General features: G+C 50.8%; 21 protein-coding genes and 1 other RNA gene. 10 read left to right on the top strand and 12 right to left on the bottom strand.

What is annotated here, in order from left to right; translation table 11 throughout:
* Positions 1–73: 73 nt before the first annotated feature.
* The 6 genes from ACNQ0W_RS21410 to smpB all read right to left on the bottom strand — a co-directional run bounded on the left by ACNQ0W_RS21410 (position 74) and on the right by smpB (position 5,253).
* Positions 74–1,213 (bottom strand): beta family protein, encoded by a 1,140-nt coding sequence (locus ACNQ0W_RS21410; protein ID WP_116330044.1) that lies wholly within the window; start codon positions 1,211–1,213, stop codon positions 74–76.
* 13 nt (positions 1,214–1,226) lie between these two features.
* On the bottom strand, positions 1,227–2,456 hold the full coding sequence (locus tag ACNQ0W_RS21415) for an ImmA/IrrE family metallo-endopeptidase (protein WP_098028016.1): 1,230 nt from the start codon (positions 2,454–2,456) through the stop codon (positions 1,227–1,229).
* Positions 2,453–2,716 (bottom strand): type II toxin-antitoxin system HigB family toxin, encoded by a 264-nt coding sequence (locus ACNQ0W_RS21420; RefSeq protein ID WP_023339494.1) that lies wholly within the window; start codon positions 2,714–2,716, stop codon positions 2,453–2,455. Before ACNQ0W_RS21420 ends, ACNQ0W_RS21415 begins: the two co-directional genes overlap by 4 nt.
* 206 nt (positions 2,717–2,922) lie before the next feature.
* Complete coding sequence (locus tag ACNQ0W_RS21425; protein ID WP_173674250.1) at positions 2,923–4,152, bottom strand: integrase domain-containing protein; 1,230 nt, start codon at positions 4,150–4,152, stop codon at positions 2,923–2,925.
* Positions 4,153–4,317: 165 nt separating this feature from the next.
* Positions 4,318–4,681: a transfer-messenger RNA gene (gene ssrA, locus ACNQ0W_RS21430) on the bottom strand.
* An 89-nt stretch (positions 4,682–4,770) separates the two neighbouring features.
* A complete protein-coding gene (gene smpB / locus ACNQ0W_RS21435; protein WP_003863115.1) occupies positions 4,771–5,253 on the bottom strand; it encodes an SsrA-binding protein SmpB in 483 nt (160 codons plus the stop codon).
* Positions 5,254–5,409: 156 nt separating this feature from the next.
* Here smpB and ACNQ0W_RS21440 point away from each other — a divergent pair, with 156 nt between their 5' ends.
* The gene (locus tag ACNQ0W_RS21440; RefSeq protein WP_003863117.1) at positions 5,410–5,847 is read left to right on the top strand and encodes a type II toxin-antitoxin system RatA family toxin; all 438 of its coding nucleotides are present in this window, start codon (positions 5,410–5,412) and stop codon (positions 5,845–5,847) included.
* The gene (locus ACNQ0W_RS21445) at positions 5,837–6,124 is read left to right on the top strand and encodes an RnfH family protein (protein WP_003863119.1); all 288 of its coding nucleotides are present in this window, start codon (positions 5,837–5,839) and stop codon (positions 6,122–6,124) included. Before ACNQ0W_RS21440 ends, ACNQ0W_RS21445 begins: the two co-directional genes overlap by 11 nt.
* A gap of 61 nt (positions 6,125–6,185) precedes the next feature.
* Here ACNQ0W_RS21445 and bamE read toward each other — a convergent pair whose 3' ends face one another.
* The 3 genes from bamE to nadK all read right to left on the bottom strand — a co-directional run bounded on the left by bamE (position 6,186) and on the right by nadK (position 9,288).
* On the bottom strand, positions 6,186–6,524 hold the full coding sequence (gene bamE / locus ACNQ0W_RS21450; RefSeq protein ID WP_003863121.1) for an outer membrane protein assembly factor BamE: 339 nt from the start codon (positions 6,522–6,524) through the stop codon (positions 6,186–6,188).
* 138 nt (positions 6,525–6,662) lie between these two features.
* Complete coding sequence (gene recN, locus ACNQ0W_RS21455) at positions 6,663–8,324, bottom strand: DNA repair protein RecN (protein ID WP_015571579.1); 1,662 nt, start codon at positions 8,322–8,324, stop codon at positions 6,663–6,665.
* Positions 8,325–8,409: 85 nt separating this feature from the next.
* The gene (nadK, locus tag ACNQ0W_RS21460; protein ID WP_062933582.1) at positions 8,410–9,288 is read right to left on the bottom strand and encodes an NAD(+) kinase; all 879 of its coding nucleotides are present in this window, start codon (positions 9,286–9,288) and stop codon (positions 8,410–8,412) included.
* 122 nt (positions 9,289–9,410) lie between these two features.
* Between nadK and grpE the strand changes: the two genes are divergently transcribed.
* Complete coding sequence (gene grpE / locus ACNQ0W_RS21465) at positions 9,411–10,004, top strand: nucleotide exchange factor GrpE (protein WP_003863126.1); 594 nt, start codon at positions 9,411–9,413, stop codon at positions 10,002–10,004.
* Positions 10,005–10,056: 52 nt separating this feature from the next.
* Here the strand turns inward: grpE and ACNQ0W_RS21470 are convergent, their stop codons facing one another.
* A complete protein-coding gene (locus ACNQ0W_RS21470; protein WP_026094274.1) occupies positions 10,057–11,343 on the bottom strand; it encodes an HlyC/CorC family transporter in 1,287 nt (428 codons plus the stop codon).
* Between the two features lie 19 nt (positions 11,344–11,362).
* Positions 11,363–12,154: a cytochrome C assembly family protein gene (locus ACNQ0W_RS21475; RefSeq protein WP_014832951.1), complete on the bottom strand. Its 792-nt coding sequence runs from the start codon at positions 12,152–12,154 to the stop codon at positions 11,363–11,365.
* A gap of 166 nt (positions 12,155–12,320) precedes the next feature.
* On the opposite strand from ACNQ0W_RS21475, the gene ffh reads away from it, so the two are divergent.
* The 7 genes from ffh to ACNQ0W_RS21510 all read left to right on the top strand — a co-directional run bounded on the left by ffh (position 12,321) and on the right by ACNQ0W_RS21510 (position 17,738).
* A complete protein-coding gene (gene ffh / locus ACNQ0W_RS21480; protein WP_003863132.1) occupies positions 12,321–13,682 on the top strand; it encodes a signal recognition particle protein in 1,362 nt (453 codons plus the stop codon).
* A gap of 116 nt (positions 13,683–13,798) precedes the next feature.
* On the top strand, positions 13,799–14,047 hold the full coding sequence (gene rpsP, locus ACNQ0W_RS21485) for a 30S ribosomal protein S16 (RefSeq protein WP_003863133.1): 249 nt from the start codon (positions 13,799–13,801) through the stop codon (positions 14,045–14,047).
* Positions 14,048–14,062: 15 nt separating this feature from the next.
* Positions 14,063–14,602, top strand: coding sequence for a ribosome maturation factor RimM (gene rimM, locus ACNQ0W_RS21490; RefSeq protein ID WP_015571575.1), 540 nt, complete (start codon positions 14,063–14,065; stop codon positions 14,600–14,602).
* Between the two features lie 31 nt (positions 14,603–14,633).
* The gene (gene trmD, locus ACNQ0W_RS21495) at positions 14,634–15,401 is read left to right on the top strand and encodes a tRNA (guanosine(37)-N1)-methyltransferase TrmD (protein ID WP_003863138.1); all 768 of its coding nucleotides are present in this window, start codon (positions 14,634–14,636) and stop codon (positions 15,399–15,401) included.
* Between the two features lie 43 nt (positions 15,402–15,444).
* The gene (gene rplS, locus ACNQ0W_RS21500; protein ID WP_002914145.1) at positions 15,445–15,792 is read left to right on the top strand and encodes a 50S ribosomal protein L19; all 348 of its coding nucleotides are present in this window, start codon (positions 15,445–15,447) and stop codon (positions 15,790–15,792) included.
* 132 nt (positions 15,793–15,924) lie between these two features.
* Complete coding sequence (locus ACNQ0W_RS21505; RefSeq protein ID WP_047052212.1) at positions 15,925–16,329, top strand: DUF2946 domain-containing protein; 405 nt, start codon at positions 15,925–15,927, stop codon at positions 16,327–16,329.
* Positions 16,330–16,367: 38 nt separating this feature from the next.
* Entirely contained in the window at positions 16,368–17,738 is a 1,371-nt protein-coding gene (locus tag ACNQ0W_RS21510; protein WP_062933583.1) for a PepSY-associated TM helix domain-containing protein, read from the top strand.
* A 2-nt stretch (positions 17,739–17,740) separates the two neighbouring features.
* On the opposite strand, the gene ACNQ0W_RS21515 is transcribed toward ACNQ0W_RS21510, so the two are convergent.
* Complete coding sequence (locus tag ACNQ0W_RS21515; RefSeq protein ID WP_047052209.1) at positions 17,741–18,226, bottom strand: OmpA family protein; 486 nt, start codon at positions 18,224–18,226, stop codon at positions 17,741–17,743.
* Positions 18,227–18,233: the final 7 nt, after the last annotated feature.

Below are 18,233 nucleotides of genomic sequence, written 5' to 3' on the forward strand. Positions count from 1 at the left end.
AATTAATTCACTGAAGTTTTGACTGCTAAAATTACTTCAGTGAATTAATTATGAATGGAAATTTGCTTTGTAGTTAGTTTTGTTTTTGATAGTCTCTTTGATGTTGAAGAATCAATTCAAATTCTCTAACTTCTGCAACTATATGAGTTACATGATGTGTCGTGTCTATTGATACCCAATTCGTAGTATTACCAACAAATTCTTCATTGGCACATTCATAAATCTTTTTATCACCCCAGCTAAATTTCTCACCTTTATAATGGGGGGATGAAACCAGTATCTTACACAAATCTTGCATTTGTGCTCCCTTTTTACCGGTAGCACGAGAATACCCTCTTACAACGAAAAGGCTATCGTCTATAGTATATCTAATCTTACCGTTAGCATCGGGTGCAATGATGTCATCTCCGATAGAGGGATTAACGATACCATAATCTCCAAATACTAAATTTAAATCAGGTTGGAATTTTTTGAATGCTTTCCATACCTTAGCTTCTTTACGGATAACTATACCTTCTGAATTGTGGGTAGGAACCATTCCATTAATATCACTTGTTATTGAACTTCCTGCAATTGAAATAAATTTAAAATCATACTTGTATAATGAATCCAGTGCTCTCTGCACTGTTTCATTTAGGTCAACTATGGATGTTTTAGTTATATCTTCTAAATCTATCATTACCGAGCAATTTTCTGGCATTGCACCCAAGGAAGTTAAAATGCCTTCTATTGTTTCAATAAACGGTTCCTCTTCGATCATATCTTCAAAAGCAAAGGAGTTTAACCGAATTACAAAGTCAGTATAGCTTGTACCTAATTGTTGCAAAGTAGTTGCATACTCATCATCTTCCCATCGATCATAACCGACGACAGGAATGATATTGCACCCAGCATTTCTTAAGGCACTGGTGAGATGACTCAAAATATGCTCTCCTGTTTCAAGAGAAGAGTTTGGAGGCCATCTGCTTATATCAATCCCCATGGGGAGATTTTGCATCCTTTCGGACAATGTTTTAATTGTATTGTTTAGAAAAAACTCAACTGGATTACCTATGTTAGAGTATTTTTTATTTGTTCTCTGCTTTTTCGACAGATATGGGATTTCAAAAATCGGAAGCATGTCCCTCATAACGTGGGGATAAGGAAGCATAGACTTAATGGCATCTAACTCACCTTTCTTAGCTTTTAAAATCGGCATATATTTAGGGTACATATAGACACCTCGTCTACCAAATATGATTAGGGAAATGCTTTCTTACTTCACCTTGACCAACTAAATCAGAAAATTGATTGTATTTTCCAGTTTCTCTTCTAATTCTTCCTGCGATTATTGCAGGATGAATTCTTAATTCTCTTGAAAGCTCATCTATCGTGAATGTGCTGGGATTTAAGTAAGCTGAACTCCGTTTCCAAATGACGCGAGGAATGAGAGTATCTCTGGCTATTCGATTAGCCTCTGCTTCCATTTTGTCTGTACTATTCTTGAGTGTTTCAATGTCATCGATAAATGTGTTAGTAGAATCTGCATGTTTCCAGATATGGACTAACTCATGTAAAAGTGTAAACCAGAAATTATCCAAACGATCTTGTCTTAAAGTGAGTGCAATAATTGGTCTACCGTCAATATCCCTCAGAGCAGCCCCATCAACAGCAGTACCAGTCAGACAAGGTTCAATGATCACACAAATCCCATTTTTTTCTAAGAACTCCACCGCTAATAGAGGTCCATATTCGGACCAACTTAAATGTGCGATCTCTTTTAAAAAATCTTTAGTTATGCAATCTTGCTTAAATTTAGTTGCGAGTTTTTTTTCCCTGGCTTTCTGGACTACTCTTGCAATCCATGCATGTAATTTATAAACAGTTGTAGGTGAGTAAGACTCTCCGTTAAGTGTTCGCTTGAAGGCTGCTGTAGAAAAATTCGCACCCAAACCCTCAATGAAATTTTTGACTTTTTCTTCTGTAGTCGTTTTTGTTTGCGAGACAATGTTTTCTATCCAACCTTTGGAAAGCATTTCTTTTATAGGAAATTTTGACCAATTAACCTCCTCAACTGGAGAACGATTTGCATATCCAGTTTCTGTTTCTAAGCCCAATAATGTTTGAGGAGACATACCTAAACCTATTGATAAGGCTTTGATCATAGCGACGGTTAAAGGACGTTTTCCCGATAACACCTCTGATACACGACTTTTTGTTCCAAAATATGGGGTGAGATCCGCTTGGCGTAAGCCCTGTTCGTCCATTCGGAATTTGATTGCCTCGATTGGATCTACCGGTGTTACTGGATAGTTAGCATTTTCATAATTTTCAATAACAACTGTAAGTAAATCAAGACGTTCTGATTCTTCAGATCCTGCAGGAAGATCCAATCTGAGTAATCTCTCAACTTCTGAAAGGGCCGCATGATATTGTTCTTCAGTTCGAATAACCCGAACTTCAGTAAGTTTACTCATTTAGATACCACCTGGTTAATCACCGCAATGCTCCTTTCAAACTGAAATGTTACTTTTATGCCCTGCGATTTAATGCCTCGAACAAAGAACACATAGCACAAATTATCAATCTGCTGTGCTCTGGGGAAAGCATCTAAAACTCCCTTAGCATCTTTCCAGTAAGCGTTAGTGAGCTCTGCAACCCAAGCGGAAAGCCAAACATCCGTTTCAGGGTTAGTACCACTTAGCACTTGAAGCCTTTGCTTGCCGATTAGTCGCATTGATGTTCTCCATTTGGGAACCAGAATAAGTGTGGTGATTCTGAATGTCAATACAATGTTCCCATAAGTGGAACTTGTCGCCTCCAGTTCTCATCTCTTTATGGCTACATAACTCTAAGAATCAATGGAAAGCTCTTTAATAAGAATAAAAATATGATTTAGATCAAATGTATATCGGCGTGCCGGGATGCTTATAGTGGGGCGATTTAGGCCGCAATCGCTTTTAGCTTTTGAGCCTGAACATAGTCACTCCACCACTGCATGAGAACCACTCGTTCTGCAAGATAATCTGCGCGATTATATGCGGCAATTATTTCATCTTTCTTCGAGTGAGCAAGGGCCGCTTCTAAGACATCTGTCCTGAACTTACCCGACTCCTCTGAGGCCGTTCGTGCAATAGATCTCATTCCATGGGCTACAAGCTCTCCACCAAAGCCCATACGGATTATGGCCGCATTCGCTGTTTGTTCATGCATATGATTGAGTGGAGCTTTGATACTGGGGAAAACCCACTCTCTGTGCCCACTGATGGCTTTCATTGAATCCAAGACTCGCAAAGCTTCTTTGCTTAGTGGAACTTTGTGAGGCTTCTTCATTTTCATAAACTCAGCCGGGATGTTCCACATCGAGTTGTCAGTATCTATATCGGCCCATCTCGCACGAACGGCTTCCCCTGGACGAACCCAGGTCAGCAATTGCCATTCAATCAGCAATCTTGTCTCCATACGAACTGAGGCATTGTTTAACACCATTAGGAAGCGGGGTAACTCGGAAGGGGGTAATGCTGGCATATTCTGTTTTTTAGGCTTACTGAACCGTTGCCCAAGGTTGTCAGCCGGATTGAACTCGATAAGTTCTTCAGTCGCGGCCCAGCGAAAAATTTCATTTAATCGGGAAATGATTCGCCGTAAGGTTTCGAGGACTCCTCGTTGTTCAATAGGGTCGAGATGTTGCTTTAAGAGTTTGGGTCGGATCTCATTGATAGGAACCTTACCCAAGCCGGGAAATATATTTCTCTCCAAGCTTCGCCAGATGTCTTCTGCATGGTCTTGTGAGATACCAGAGGTCTTTACCTTCTCATCCAACCATTTCCTTGCCACGGCTTGGAGAGTGTGTTCAGTAGCATTCTTTAAGGCATTAGCTTTATCGTTGTTATGAACTTGGGGATCAATGCCATTAGCAAGCAAGGAAAGGTATTCATCTCGTAAGGCTCTGGCTCTTGCCAGTGTAAGGTGAGGATAGGTCCCAAGGCTCATTTTGGTTCTTTTTTTACTCACTGGCACTGCATACCTGAAATACCAATTCTTCTTTCCTCCTTTCGAGAGGGGAGCGATTCGTAGTATCAAACCATCTCCGTCAAACAAGTTGATTTCTTTGTCGGCTGGCTTGGTGCTTTTGATTTCAGTGTCAGTGAGCTTCTTAGCGATTTTTGCCATTTTGGGACCCTCGTTTTTTGGACCCTTCTTAGTGGGTCCCATTCAGGGTGCCATATGTGATAGTTCTCAGCAATTCTCACTGGACGACAATAGACGTAAAAAAGCCCGCAGAGCTTATGCTATGCGGGCTTAGTAGACTTCATTGTACTTCAAACAACTAAAAAGTGGTGGAGCTGGCGGGAGTTGAACCCGCGTCCGAAATTTCTACATCCTCGGTACTACATGCTTAGTTTGTCTTTACATTCGCACGCCAGCTGCGGACAAACACGCCACTAACGAACTAGCCTGATTAGTTTTAACGCTTCAACCCCAGGCAGGGTTTCCACGCGATCTCTTTTGGGTTTGACCTCTCTTTGATCCCCGTCTTAAGAGCGGAAGCTAGGGAGAGAGGGCTCTTAGCAGGTTATTAAGCTGCTAAAGCGTAGTTTTCGTCGTTTGCGACTATTTTTTTGCGGCTTTTAACGAGGCAAACCGCCCCTCGGCATGCACCTTGGGTTTCGCAAATCCCGTCGAATCCAGAATCAGCCCCAATAGTGTTGAACTCAGTATACCAGATTTTACTTCCTCGACACCAGCCTGAAACGCTAACTTATTGAATAGTACAATAAGTGCGCAGAATCAACGTCCTGCGTTTTTCATGATACGTGCTTTGTCGAGCTGCCACTCGCGTGCTTTCAGGTCAGTACGCTTGTCGTGCTGTTTCTTACCTTTCGCCACGCCGATTTTCACTTTGCACCAGGCGTTTTTCCAGTACAAAGAGAGCGCCACCACGGTGAAGCCTTCGCGGTTGATGCGTCCGTAGAGGGATTCCAGTTCGCGCTTGTTCAGCAGCAGCTTCCGGGTGCGGGTAGGATCGCAGACGTAATGTGAAGAGGCGACGGTCAGCGGCGTAAAGTTCGCGCCGAACAGGAAGGCCTCACCGTCTTTCAGGATCACGTAGCTGTCGCCGATGTTGGCTTTCCCGGCACGCAGCGATTTTACTTCCCAGCCCTGCAACGCAAGGCCGGCCTCGAATTCTTCTTCGATGAAATACTCGTGGCGAGCACGCTTGTTAAGCGCAATGGTCGCCGAACCAGGTTTATGTGCTTTTTTCTTCGTCATAAGTGTCGTAAAGCCGTCGGTAATCTGATTTTAAAAAGTCACCTCATTGCGTCCTGTGAGGTCTAACGCGCTATCTTAGCACGAGATAAGGCTTAGCGTTTTTTTAACAGGTGATAAATGTTATTATTTGTCTGTTGTGTGACCATGGAAAATGCTATGCCTCAGATTAGCCGTACCGCGCTTGTTCCCTACAGCGCGGAACAAATGTATCAGTTAGTGAACGACGTTCAGTCCTATCCGGAATTTATTCCGGGATGCACCGGTAGCCGGGTGCTGGAATCCGGCCCGACGCAGATGACTGCGGCCGTGGATGTCTCCAAAGCGGGGATCAGCAAAACGTTCACCACGCGCAATACCCTGACGAGCAATCAGAGTATTTTGATGCATCTGGTGGATGGTCCGTTTAAAAAACTGATGGGAGGGTGGAAGTTTACGCCACTGAGCGCTGACGCCTGCCGCATTGAGTTTCATCTGGATTTTGAATTTACCAATAAGCTGATCGAACTGGCGTTTGGCCGTATTTTTAAAGAGCTGGCCTCGAATATGGTTCAGGCGTTCACCACGCGCGCCAAAGAGGTTTACAGTGTCGCATAAGATTGCTGTTGAGGTGGTGTATGCGCTGCCGGAGAAGCAGTATTTGCAGCGCGTGACGCTTGAAGAGGGCGCCACCGTTGAGGCGGCTATCCGGGCCTCAGGCATCCTTGAACTTCGCCGTGATATTGACCTGGCGAAGAATAAAGTCGGCATTTATAGCCGTCCGGTTAAGCTCGGTGATGTGCTGAAAGAGGGCGACAGGGTTGAAATCTATCGTCCGCTGATTGCCGACCCGAAAGAGCTGCGCCGTCAGAGAGCAGAGAAATCCGGTAAGTAGCCAAATAAACGTACACAAAAAAGGTGCTCATTGAGCACCTTTTTGCGTTGCTGACGCCTGATTATTTGGTCAGGGCAGGCTTGTTGTCGATGTTGGTCAGCACGCCGGCACTGCTGAAGGTCAGCGTCAGGGTTTGCTGGGTCACATCTTCATGACCAGGCTGCTGGCGGAATACATAGAACCAGGTGTTTGTGCCGAACGGATCGGACATCATCGGAGTTCCCAGGGCATAAGCGACCTGCTGTTGTGTCATACCCACGCGGATTTTGGACACATCGTTAGGGGTAAGGTAGTTCCCCTGGTTGATGTCAGGACGGTAAACCACTTTCTCCAGAGTGGAACAGCCTGCGGTCAACATCAGAAGAACCGCTGCGGCAGCGGTCAGCGTTTTACAGCGCATAGTGATTTGATTCCTTTTCGGGCCCGAGCAGTACGCGGCTCATATGTAATATGCCGATGATAATAGACCTTGCCCCACTTTGAAACCGGTCTGGCGGCGTTTTTGTTGTTCTGTATGACCCTGAGATCCCGAAAAAGTTTATGCCGCCAGCAGTTCTTTCGCATTCGCAAGCGTATTGCGGGTGACTTCACTGCCGCCGAGCAGGCGTGCCAGCTCCTGCAAGCGTGAGCGTTTATCCAGCGGCTTCATGTGCGTTTCCGTCATTTCGCCATCGGTTTCCTTGCTGACGATAAAGTGGTGATGACCACATCCGGCGACCTGCGGCAGGTGAGTCACACACATGACCTGCGTCGATTCACCTAACTGACGCAGCAGTTTGCCGACAACGGCCGCGGTCGGGCCGCTGATACCCACATCCACTTCATCGAAAATCAACGCCGGGGTTTCCATTTTACGGGCGGTAATCACCTGAATGGCCAGGGCGATACGCGACAGTTCACCGCCGGAAGCCACTTTCGAAATCGCCTGCAAAGGCTGGCCCGGGTTGGTGGTGACGCGGAATTCTACGCGATCTGCGCCTTCCGCCGTCAGGTGATTCTCTTCAAAGCGAACATCTATGGTGAACACCCCATGCGGCATCGCCAGCGTATGCATGCTGTCGGTAATGTGCTGGCTAAGCTCCAGCGCATAGTGTTGCCGCACGTCATGCAGCCGTTTCGCCGTTTCCAGCGCCTGCTGATGATGCAGATTAACCGCCAGAGACAAGGTTTCAAGGGAATCGGCCTGATCGTCCAGCTGCTGCTGTTCCTCCAGCAGAGACTGATAGTAATTCGGCAGCTCTTCCGGGGTTACGTGATGCTTACGCGCCAGTGAAATCTGACGGGAGATGCGTTGCTCAAGTTCGAACAGACGGTTCGGGTCGAGATCCAGACGTTCACAGTAGTGGCGCAGTTCATCCCCGGCTTCTGAAATCTGAATCGCGGCCTCTTCCAGCATTTCCAGTACGCCAGAAAGCTTATTGTCCATGCCGGTCAGTTCGGTCACAAGCTGACGCACGTTATACAGCTGGCTCTGCAAATTCACGTCTTCGCCATCCGCCAGCATATTAAGGGCAGTCTGGCTGGTGGAAAGCAGCTGACCGCTGTTGGCCAGACGCTTGTACTCTTCGTCGATTTGCTCAAATTCACCCGCCTGCGGGTTAAATTCGTTCAGCTCTTTCAGCTGATATTCCAGCAGCTCGGCGCGCGCGGTACGCTCCTGGCTTTGCTGCTGATGCTGCGCAAGTTCGCGGCAGCTTTGATGCCACTGACGATAGTGCTCCGCCATGAGTTGAGTAAGCGCGTACTCACCTGCGTAGCCATCAAGCAGGGCTTTCTGTTGTTCGGGTTTGATTAACTGCTGGTGCGCATGCTGACCATGGATCTGGATGAGCAGCTGGCCCAGCTCGCGAAGCTGGGAAAGGGGAACCGCTGTACCATTGATAAAACCGCGGGAGCGGCCATCGCTGCTGATGACGCGGCGAAGTAAACACTCACGTCCGTCTTCGAGCTGGTTCGCTTCCAGCCAGCGCAGGGCGGCAGGTGTGTCTTTCAACGAGAAGCGGGCGCAGAGATCGGCACGGGCGGCGCCTGTGCGCACCATATCCCCCTCAGCACGACCGCCGAGGCACAAGCCGAGGGCATCAATGGCAATGGATTTACCTGCACCGGTTTCTCCGGTAATCGCCGTCATTCCGCTATGGAAGTCGATCTCAAGCTCACGAACAATGGCAAAGTTGCTGATGGTCAGTTGTGCCAGCATAATTGTTTTCCTGTATGAAAAACCATAACTGTGTTTGTATACAGTATAAACTGGTTTTATATACAGTAAAGTGCTGGATGCAAAATCAGAACAATTTTTTTGACCAGCCGAGCTTGGAGCTTAATGTTTTGAAATAGCTGTAATCTTTCGGGTGAATCAGGTTCAGATGGTAATCGCAGCGGCGAATGAGGACATCTTCACCTTCCTGAATGGGGAGCGCAATCTGACTGTCGCAGCTGATCTCCAGGTCGTTACGGCGATGGGAAAAACGCAGGCGGATGGTGCTGTCGCCGTTGATCACCAGCGGACGCGCCGAGAGCGTATGCGGGAACATCGGCACCAGGGTAATGGCATCCAGCGATGGCGTCAGGATTGGGCCTCCGGCTGAAAGCGAGTAGGCAGTTGACCCCGTCGGGGTTGAAATAATCAGCCCGTCAGAACGCTGCGAGAAAGCGAAGATTTCGTCGATATAGACTTCGAACTCGATCATGTGCGCCACTTTACCGGGATGGAGAACCACCTCGTTAATGGCGGTGCTGATGCGCTTCTGGCAGTCCTGCTGACACACCTGGGCTTCCAGTAAAAACCGTTTTTCACTGATATAGTGGCCTTCCAGCACGTCCGCCAGCTGCTGCTGCGCATTGTCCGGGTCGAGGTCGGTCAGGAAACCGAGATTGCCACGGTTAATACCAATAACCTTAATATCATAGCGAGCCAGCGTTCGCGCCGCGCCCAGCATATTGCCGTCGCCACCGACCACCACGGCGAGATCCGCCTGCTGGCCAATTTCCGCCAGCGTGCCGGTTCTGACGCTTTTAAGCTGCAACTCCTGGGCGATCTGCTGCTCGACCATCACTTCATAGCCTTTACCACACAGCCAGCGATACAACATTTCATGTGTCGTCAATGCGGTAGGGTGACGCGGATGGCCGACGATCCCAATACACCTGAAATGATTATTCATTTTCTGGAGGTCCTTGTGCCTGATGAATGATGACAATCTGCCTTGTTCCCTTGAATCCAGGAAACTGATCCCCATAATAAGCGAAGTTAGCGAGATGAATGCACAAAAACGCGGAGAAATTCATGAGTAGTAAAGAACAGAAAACGCCTGAGGGGCAAGCCCCTGAAGAAATTATCACGGAACAGCACGATGAAGTTGAGGCAGTAGAGCCAGACACGTCTGCTGAGCAGGTGGACCCGCGCGATGAAAAAATTGCCAACCTGGAAGCTCAGTTGGTAGAAGCGCAGAATCGCGAACGCGATGGCGTACTGCGTATCAAAGCGGAAATGGAAAACCTGCGCCGTCGTACCGAGCTGGACGTTGAAAAGGCGCACAAATTTGCGCTGGAGAAATTCGTCAACGAACTGCTTCCGGTGATCGACAGCCTGGATCGCGCGCTGGAAGTGGCGGATAAAGCTAACCCGGATAACGCGGCGATGATTGAAGGCATTGAGCTGACGCTGAAATCCATGCTGGATGTGGTGCGTAAGTTCGGTGTTGAAGTGATTGCCGATACGGATGTACCGCTGGATCCAAACGTTCACCAGGCCATTGCGATGGTGGAATCCGAAGACGTTGCCGCGGGTAACGTGCTGGGCGTGATGCAGAAAGGGTATACCCTGAACGGTCGTACTATTCGCGCTGCGATGGTGACCGTGGCGAAAGCGAAAGCGTAATTTGCCGACCCGTAGTGCCGGGTGGCGGCTTCGCCTCACCCGGCCTACAACATTACTCGGCGATACTTTCGCGTAAAGGTTTAACGGGCAGGACCTTCACCTGCTTAATCATGTTGTCCTGAACGTCCAGAATATCAATATCATACTGTTCAATGCGCACGCGCGTGCCTGCCGCCGGGATCTCTTCCAGCGCTTCCAGGATCATTCCGTTCATCGTCCGCGCTTCGTCTTCCGGCAAATGCCAGTTGAACGCTTTATTGATTTCACGAATGTTGGCGCTGCCGTCGATAAGCACTGACCCGTCGTTTTGCGGGGTGACTTCTTCGGCAAGGGAAGGCGACATTGACGTGGTAAAGTCCCCGACAATCTCTTCCAGAATATCTTCGACCGTCACCAGCCCCTGTATGTCGCCGTATTCATCCACCACCAGGCCGACTTTCTTCTTGTTTCGCTGGAACTTCACCAGCTGCGTGCTGAGTGGGGTGCCTTCCGGCACGTAGTAAATTTCGTCGGCGGCGCGCAGCATTACCTCTTTGGTGAACTCGTTTTTCTCAGTCATCAGACGATAGGCCTCGCGCACGCGCAGCATGCTGATGGCATCGTCGAGGGAATCGCGATAGAGGACGATACGCCCGTGCGGGGAGTGTGTCAGCTGGCGGACAATGGCCTTCCAGTCGTCGTTGATATCAATCCCGACGATTTCATTGCGCGGCACCATGATGTCGTCAACGCTGACCTTTTCCAGATCCAGCACCGACAGGAGCATGTCCTGATTGCGGCGGGAGATCTGCGAGCGGGATTCATTCACGATGGTACGCAGTTCGTCTTTGCTGAGCGCGCTACTAATGGTGACGTCTGCCTTTATACCCACCATGCGCATCAGCACCCGTGTCACCATATTCAGCAGCCAGACCAGCGGCATCATCAGAATAAGCAGCGGTGCTAACAGGAAGCTGCTCGGGTAGGCGACTTTTTCCGGGTAAAGAGCGGCGATGGTTTTGGGCAGCACTTCCGCAAACACCAGCACCACAAACGTGAGCACACCTGTGGCAATCGCCACGCCTGCGTTGCCGTACAGACGCATCCCGACGATGGTGCCCAACGCAGAAGCGAGAATATTGACCAGGTTGTTACCGATAAGCACCAGGCTAATCAGCCGGTCCGGCTTACGCAGAAGCTTTTCGACACGACGCGCGGCACGGTTACCCTGCTTGGCGCGATGACGTAACCGGTAGCGGTTCAGCGTCATCATGCCGGTTTCAGAGCCAGAGAAATAAGCGGAGATGACCACCATGATGACCAGAATGACGATCAGCGTGGTGGTAGAGATGTGTTCCAGGGGGAACTCCTTTTGTTACTTAGCCAGCAAATTGCTGTATGAAGCGGCTACCAAAATAGGCAAGCGTGAGAATGCCCGCACCCGCTACGTTGAACCAGACCACGCGACGACCGCGCCAGCCTTCATGATAATGGCCCCATAACAGGACAATATAGACAAACCACGCGATGATGGAGAGGACCGCTTTATCGATATTCTCCACGCTGAACAGGTTCTTCATATAAAACAAGCCCGTGCACAGCGTCAGCGTCAGCAGAACCACACCGACCTGGGTGATGTGGAACATCTTACGCTCAATCACCATCAGCGGCGGCATTTCGTGGTTAAACGCCAGCTTTTTATTTTTCAGCTGGTAGTCAATCCAGGCGAGTTGCATGGCGTAAAGGGCGGCGATGATCAGCGTCGCGTAGGAGAACAGCGACAGGCCAATATGCACCAGCATCCCCGGCGTGGCTTCCAGGTGAGTAATAAACTCATTGGGCATGAACGTGGCTAACGCCAGGTTGATCAGCGCAAAGGCGTAGACTATCGGCAGCAGCAGCCAGCCACGGTTTTTAGACGCGACAATGGTCATGACCGTACAGATCATCAGGCTGACCAGCGAGCCGACGTTCAGTACGCTCAGATTTTGCACGCTGCCGTCGCCGGGAATGATGCGTGATTCCAGCGCAAACGCGTGGCTAATCAGTGCGATCACTGCCGAAAGAATAGCCATGCGCCGCCAGCCGCTGTTTTTTTGCAGCAGGCCAGGAATGATCAGCGCGAGGCTGACAGAGTAGGCAACAAGGGCGATCAGTGCGAAAACAGGCATATAGGCGTCGACAGTTGTCTTAATAAGAAAGAGAAGCAGTATAACGTTACGTGACGCCTGCTCCAACCGTTGCATAACAACAAAGGCGCCTTCATGTTATACTCCGGCAAAATTCTGTGTATGTGTCGCCCAGGCGACCTAACGTTTCTACCCCAGGCGAGAGACAATGTTTGATAATTTAACCGATCGTTTGTCGCGCACGCTGCGCAACATCAGCGGCCGTGGACGCCTCACCGAAGAGAACATCAAGGAAACGCTGCGCGAAGTGCGCATGGCGCTGCTGGAAGCAGACGTCGCGTTGCCGGTCGTACGTGATTTTATCAACCGCGTGAAAGAGAAAGCGGTTGGCCATGAAGTGAACAAGAGCCTGACTCCGGGTCAGGAGTTCGTCAAAATCGTCCGTAACGAACTGGTTTCGGCGATGGGTGAAGAGAACCAGGTGCTTAACCTGGCGGCTCAGCCGCCGGCCGTCGTACTGATGGCGGGTCTGCAAGGTGCGGGTAAAACCACCAGCGTTGGTAAGCTGGGGAAATTCCTGCGCGAAAAGCACAAGAAAAAGGTGCTGGTGGTGTCGGCGGACGTGTATCGCCCAGCGGCGATCAAACAGCTGGAAACGCTGGCCGAGCAGGTTGGCGTAGACTTCTTCCCGTCCGACGTGGCGCAGAAGCCTGTCGATATCGTTAACGCGGCGCTGAAAGAGGCGAAGCTGAAATTCTACGACGTGCTGCTGGTGGATACCGCCGGTCGTCTGCACGTTGACGAAGCGATGATGGACGAAATCAAGCAGGTGCATGCCTCTATCAATCCGGTAGAGACCCTGTTTGTTGTTGACGCCATGACCGGTCAGGATGCGGCGAACACCGCAAAAGCGTTTAACGAAGCCCTGCCGTTAACCGGCGTGGTGCTGACCAAAGTCGACGGCGATGCCCGCGGCGGTGCGGCGCTCTCTATTCGTCATATCACCGGTAAGCCAATCAAGTTCCTCGGCGTGGGCGAGAAAACCGAAGCGCTGGAGCCGTTCCATCCGGATCGTATTGCCTCCCGTATCCTCGGCATGGGCGACGTGCTGTCGCTGATCGAAGATATTGAAAGCAAGGTTGACCGCGCGCAGGCGGAAAAACTCGCCAGCAAGCTGAAAAAGGGCGACGGTTTCGATCTGACCGACTTCCTTGAGCAGCTGCGTCAGATGAAAAACATGGGCGGCATGGCAAGCCTGATGGGCAAACTGCCAGGCATGGGCCAGATCCCGGACAACGTCAAATCCCAGATGGATGACAAAGTGCTGGTTCGTATGGAGGCCATCATCAACTCGATGACGCTGAAAGAGCGCGCGAAGCCAGAAATCATCAAAGGTTCCCGTAAACGCCGTATCGCAGCCGGTTGCGGCATGCAGGTGCAGGACGTTAACCGCCTTCTGAAACAGTTCGACGACATGCAGCGCATGATGAAGAAAATGAAGAAAGGCGGCATGGCGAAGATGATGCGCGGCATGAAAGGCATGATGCCTCCCGGTTTTCCTGGGCGTTAATCGCTTTTGAGATTGCTTTTTGCCCGAAAATGAGTAAAATTTTCGGGCTTTTAATATGACACCCGGGCTCCGTTCCTCGATGGGGCCCGGTTGTTTTATTCACACAAGAGGATGTTATGGTAACTATTCGTTTAGCTCGTCACGGCGCTAAAAAGCGTCCGTTCTACCAGGTTGTTGTGACTGACAGCCGTAATGCACGCAACGGTCGCTTCATCGAGCGCGTTGGTTTCTTCAACCCACTGGCCGCTGGCGCAGAAGAAGAAACCCGTCTGGATCTGGATCGTATCGCTCACTGGGTTGGCCAGGGCGCTACTGTTTCCGATCGCGTTGCTACGCTGATCAAAGCAGCAAACAAAGCAGCTTAATCTGTCACGGTGGTCATGATGAGCAATAAAGCACCTGTTGAACCGATCGTATTGGGAAAAATGGGTTCTTGCTACGGTATCCGTGGTTGGCTCAGAGTGTTTTCCTCCACTGAAGACGCTGATAGCATTTTTAATTACCAGCCCTGGTTTATCCAGAAAGCCGGTAAGTGGGAAGAGGTCGAGCTGGAAAGCTGGCGTCACCACAATCAGGACATCATCATCAAGCTGAAAGGCATTGACGATCGTGATGCCGCGAATGCGCTGACTAATTGTGAAATTGTCGTGGATTCGTCGCAGTTGCCACAGCTGGAAGAGGGTGACTACTACTGGAAAGACCTTATGGGTTGCCAGGTAGTGACCACTGAAGGCTACAGCCTCGGAAAAGTCATCGACATGATGGAAACCGGGTCAAATGACGTTCTCGTCATTAAGGCAAACCTGAAAGATGCATTTGGCATCAAGGAGCGGTTGGTTCCGTTCCTCGATGGACAGGTTATCAAGAAAGTCGATCTCACTACTCAAACCATTGAAGTAGATTGGGATCCTGGTTTTTAAATTCTCCGGATAAACGGTAAAAGACGGCGCTATGTGGATTGGCATAATTAGCCTGTTTCCTGAAATGTTCCGCGCGATTACCGATTACGGGGTAACTGGCCGGGCAGTAAAGAATGGCCTGCTGAGCATCCAGAGCTGGAGTCCTCGTGACTTCACGCACGACCGGCACCGTACCGTGGACGATCGTCCTTACGGCGGCGGGCCGGGGATGTTGATGATGGTGCAACCCTTACGGGACGCCATTCACACAGCAAAAGCCGCGGCAGGTGAAGGCGCGAAGGTGATTTATCTGTCACCTCAGGGACGCAAGCTTGATCAAGCGGGCGTGAGCGAACTGGCGACGAATCAAAAGCTGATTCTGGTCTGTGGTCGCTACGAAGGGATAGATGAGCGCGTAATTCAAACCGAGATTGACGAAGAATGGTCTATCGGCGATTACGTTCTCAGCGGTGGTGAGTTACCGGCAATGACGCTGATTGACTCCGTCGCCCGGTTTATTCCGGGGGTTCTGGGCCATGAAGCTTCGGCAACGGAAGATTCCTTTGCCGATGGATTGCTGGATTGTCCACACTATACTCGTCCTGAAGTGTTAGAAGGGATGGAGGTCCCGGCAGTGTTACTGTCTGGAAACCATGCCGAGATACGTCGCTGGCGTTTGAAGCAGTCGCTGGGCCGAACCTGGCTTAGAAGACCTGAACTTCTGGAAAACCTGGCTCTGACTGAAGAGCAAGCAAAGTTGCTGGCCGAGTTCAAAACTGAACACGCGCACCAGCAGCATGAACATGATGGGAAAGCGTAATACGCTCCCGAATATCAGTTTACCCAGGATAAGAGATTAAATTATGAGCAACATCATTAAGCAACTTGAACAAGAGCAGATGAAGCAGGACGTACCTTCCTTCCGTCCAGGTGACACCGTGGAAGTGAAAGTATGGGTTGTTGAAGGTTCCAAAAAACGTCTGCAGGCATTCGAGGGCGTGGTTATCGCTATTCGTAACCGCGGTCTGCACTCTGCATTCACTGTTCGTAAAATTTCCAACGGCGAAGGCGTTGAGCGTGTCTTCCAGACTCACTCTCCGGTAGTTGACAGCATTGCTGTTAAACGTCGTGGTGCTGTACGTAAAGCTAAACTGTACTACCTGCGTGAGCGTACTGGTAAGTCTGCTCGTATTAAAGAGCGTCTGAACTAAGATTCGCTTAAGCGACATCCTGTTAGAAAGGGCTGGCCGAAAGGCTGGCCCTTTTTTTATCCCATCGCACCTCTCGCGTTAACCCTTCCGTCATAAATCATTTACAATGTTCGCCTCTTGGGTGGAGGGTAAGTGGATAACGTACTGCATCAGCATAACTGGAAACGCGCAGCGGCATTGACCGCGCTGTTTGCGATCCTGCTGATCGTCGTGGCGCCGCTGATCTCCGTCTCGCTGCAAAAAGATCCCATGAGCGCCATGCCGGGCATGCACCATGACATGAGCATGATGTCGATGGACGAGCATCATGGTGATATGCCGCATTCTATGCCAGTTGACCATGCGGAGGCGTGCGGCTACTGCGTGCTGTTAGCGCATGTTCCGGGCGTGATGCTGGCGCTTATCGTTCTGCTCAGCGTGGTGTTGCAGCGGCTGCGCGTGAAGCCGCCTCGTCAGGCGGTCAGCCACTGGCACTTTTTCCCCTGGCTTTACCCCGATACCCGCGCGCCGCCGCGTCGGTCTGCTTTCTCCCTTTAAAACAAAATCACTCACTTTTTGCCTTAAAAAGGAAAAGTATGACTACCTGCACTCCGCGCGCGGCATGGGGAAACCTGCTGCGTCGCCTCCATTTCTATATTGGGCTGTTTGTCGGTCCGTTTATCTTCTTCGCAGCGCTGACCGGAACGCTGTACGTCGCCACGCCGCAGCTTGAAAATGCGCTGTACCGTAACGCACTCCACACGGATGCCGTGGGTGAGGCGCAGCCTCTTGCTGAACAAATTGCCGTGGCGGAAAACGCCGTGGGTTCAGCGCTGCGTTTACATGCCGTTCGTCCGGGGCTGGAAGAGGGCGAGACGACCCGCGTGATGTTTGCCGACCCCGCGCTGGGTCCCTCCGAGCATCGGGCTATTTTTATTGATCCCGCCAGCCTTGAGGTTCGAGGGGATATGACCGTGTACGGCACCAGCGGGATTTTACCGCTGCGTCAGACTATCGATTATCTGCATACCTCGCTGATGCTGGGCAACCTCGGGCGCCTCTATAGCGAGTTAGCCGCCTCGTGGATGTGGGTTGCTGCCCTGGGCGGGATCGCGCTGTGGTTCTACACCCGACCGAAGCGCCGTATTAACAATCGTTTCCAGAATCGTCGTCGCCTGCATGTAATTCTGGGCTGGACATTACTGGCCGGAATGCTGCTGTTCTCAGCTACCGGATTAACCTGGTCACAATGGGCCGGTGGCAACGTCGATAAGCTGCGTGCAGAGATGAACTGGCTGACGCCGCAGGTAAACACCACTCTTTCCGGTGCGCCGGAAATGAGGGATGAACATGCCGAACATCGTGGTCATCACGGCGGAATGACGATGCCTGAAATGCCAGTCGAGCTGTCGCTTTTTGACAACGTATTGCAGGCTGCCCGCCGGTCAGTGATTGATGCGAAAAAGGTTGAGATCCGCCCGGCAAGCAGGGACGACCAGGCCTGGACAGTGACGGAAATCGATCGCCGCTGGCCGACGCAGGTTGATGCCGTTGCCGTGGATCCCCACTCACTGGAGGTGCTGGACAGTACTCGCTTCGGGGATTTCCCGCTGATGGCTAAACTCACCCGCTGGGGCGTGGATTTCCATATGGGGATCCTGTTTGGTCTGGCAAATCAGCTGCTGCTCATCGCGTTTGGCGTTGCGCTGTGTGTGTTGATTATCTGGGGATACCGGATGTGGTGGATGCGTCGCCCTGCAACGTCAGCCGCGAACCCGGTACAAACGCTCTGTCAAAGCTGGCTGGCATTGCCGCTGTGGGGAAGGGGAGTGACGTTCATGATAAGCATCCTGCTGGGGCTGGCGTTGCCGGTAATGGGCGTCAGTCTGGCGGTCTTTATTGTGATTGACTGGCTGCGCTGGCGAGCGGGTTCAGGTGTGTCGCTCGCCGGGACATCTGTTAAATAGCCTTAAGGCGTGCTGATGACTACCGCAACCCGGCGGTTTTCAGCGCGCCCCTGCGCAGTGCGGTTGCTGCTGACAGGGTATTTTTTGCCTAAGCCCCGCGTAGTGAGATTGCTGCGCGGGATGTTCGCGCCCTTCGCCCAGGCATCCGCCACAACATTGGCGCGTTTTAACGAAAGCGCTTCGTTGTAGCTCTCTTCGCCATAGTTATCCGTATGGCCGTCCATCCGGGCATGGTTCAGACCGGTTGCCGCCAGGCGTGAGGCCATAGTCTGGATCTGCGTTTCACTTTCCGGGCGCAGCCTGGCGTCATTTTTATCAAACAGGATCTTATCCGACAGCCCCAGAGACCAGTCGCCATTCAGTTCGTTAAAGCCGTAGGATTTCATGGCCGCAATTTGCTCTGGCGTGAATTTTCCTTCAGGCGATGACTGGCATCCGGACATTACCAGTGATGCCAGTAACAACGGCGCAAAATATCGCTTTAACATATCGTCT

The organism is Enterobacter cloacae complex sp. 6730903, assembly GCF_048283985.1.
GTDB classification, from domain to species: domain Bacteria; phylum Pseudomonadota; class Gammaproteobacteria; order Enterobacterales; family Enterobacteriaceae; genus Enterobacter; species Enterobacter hormaechei_C.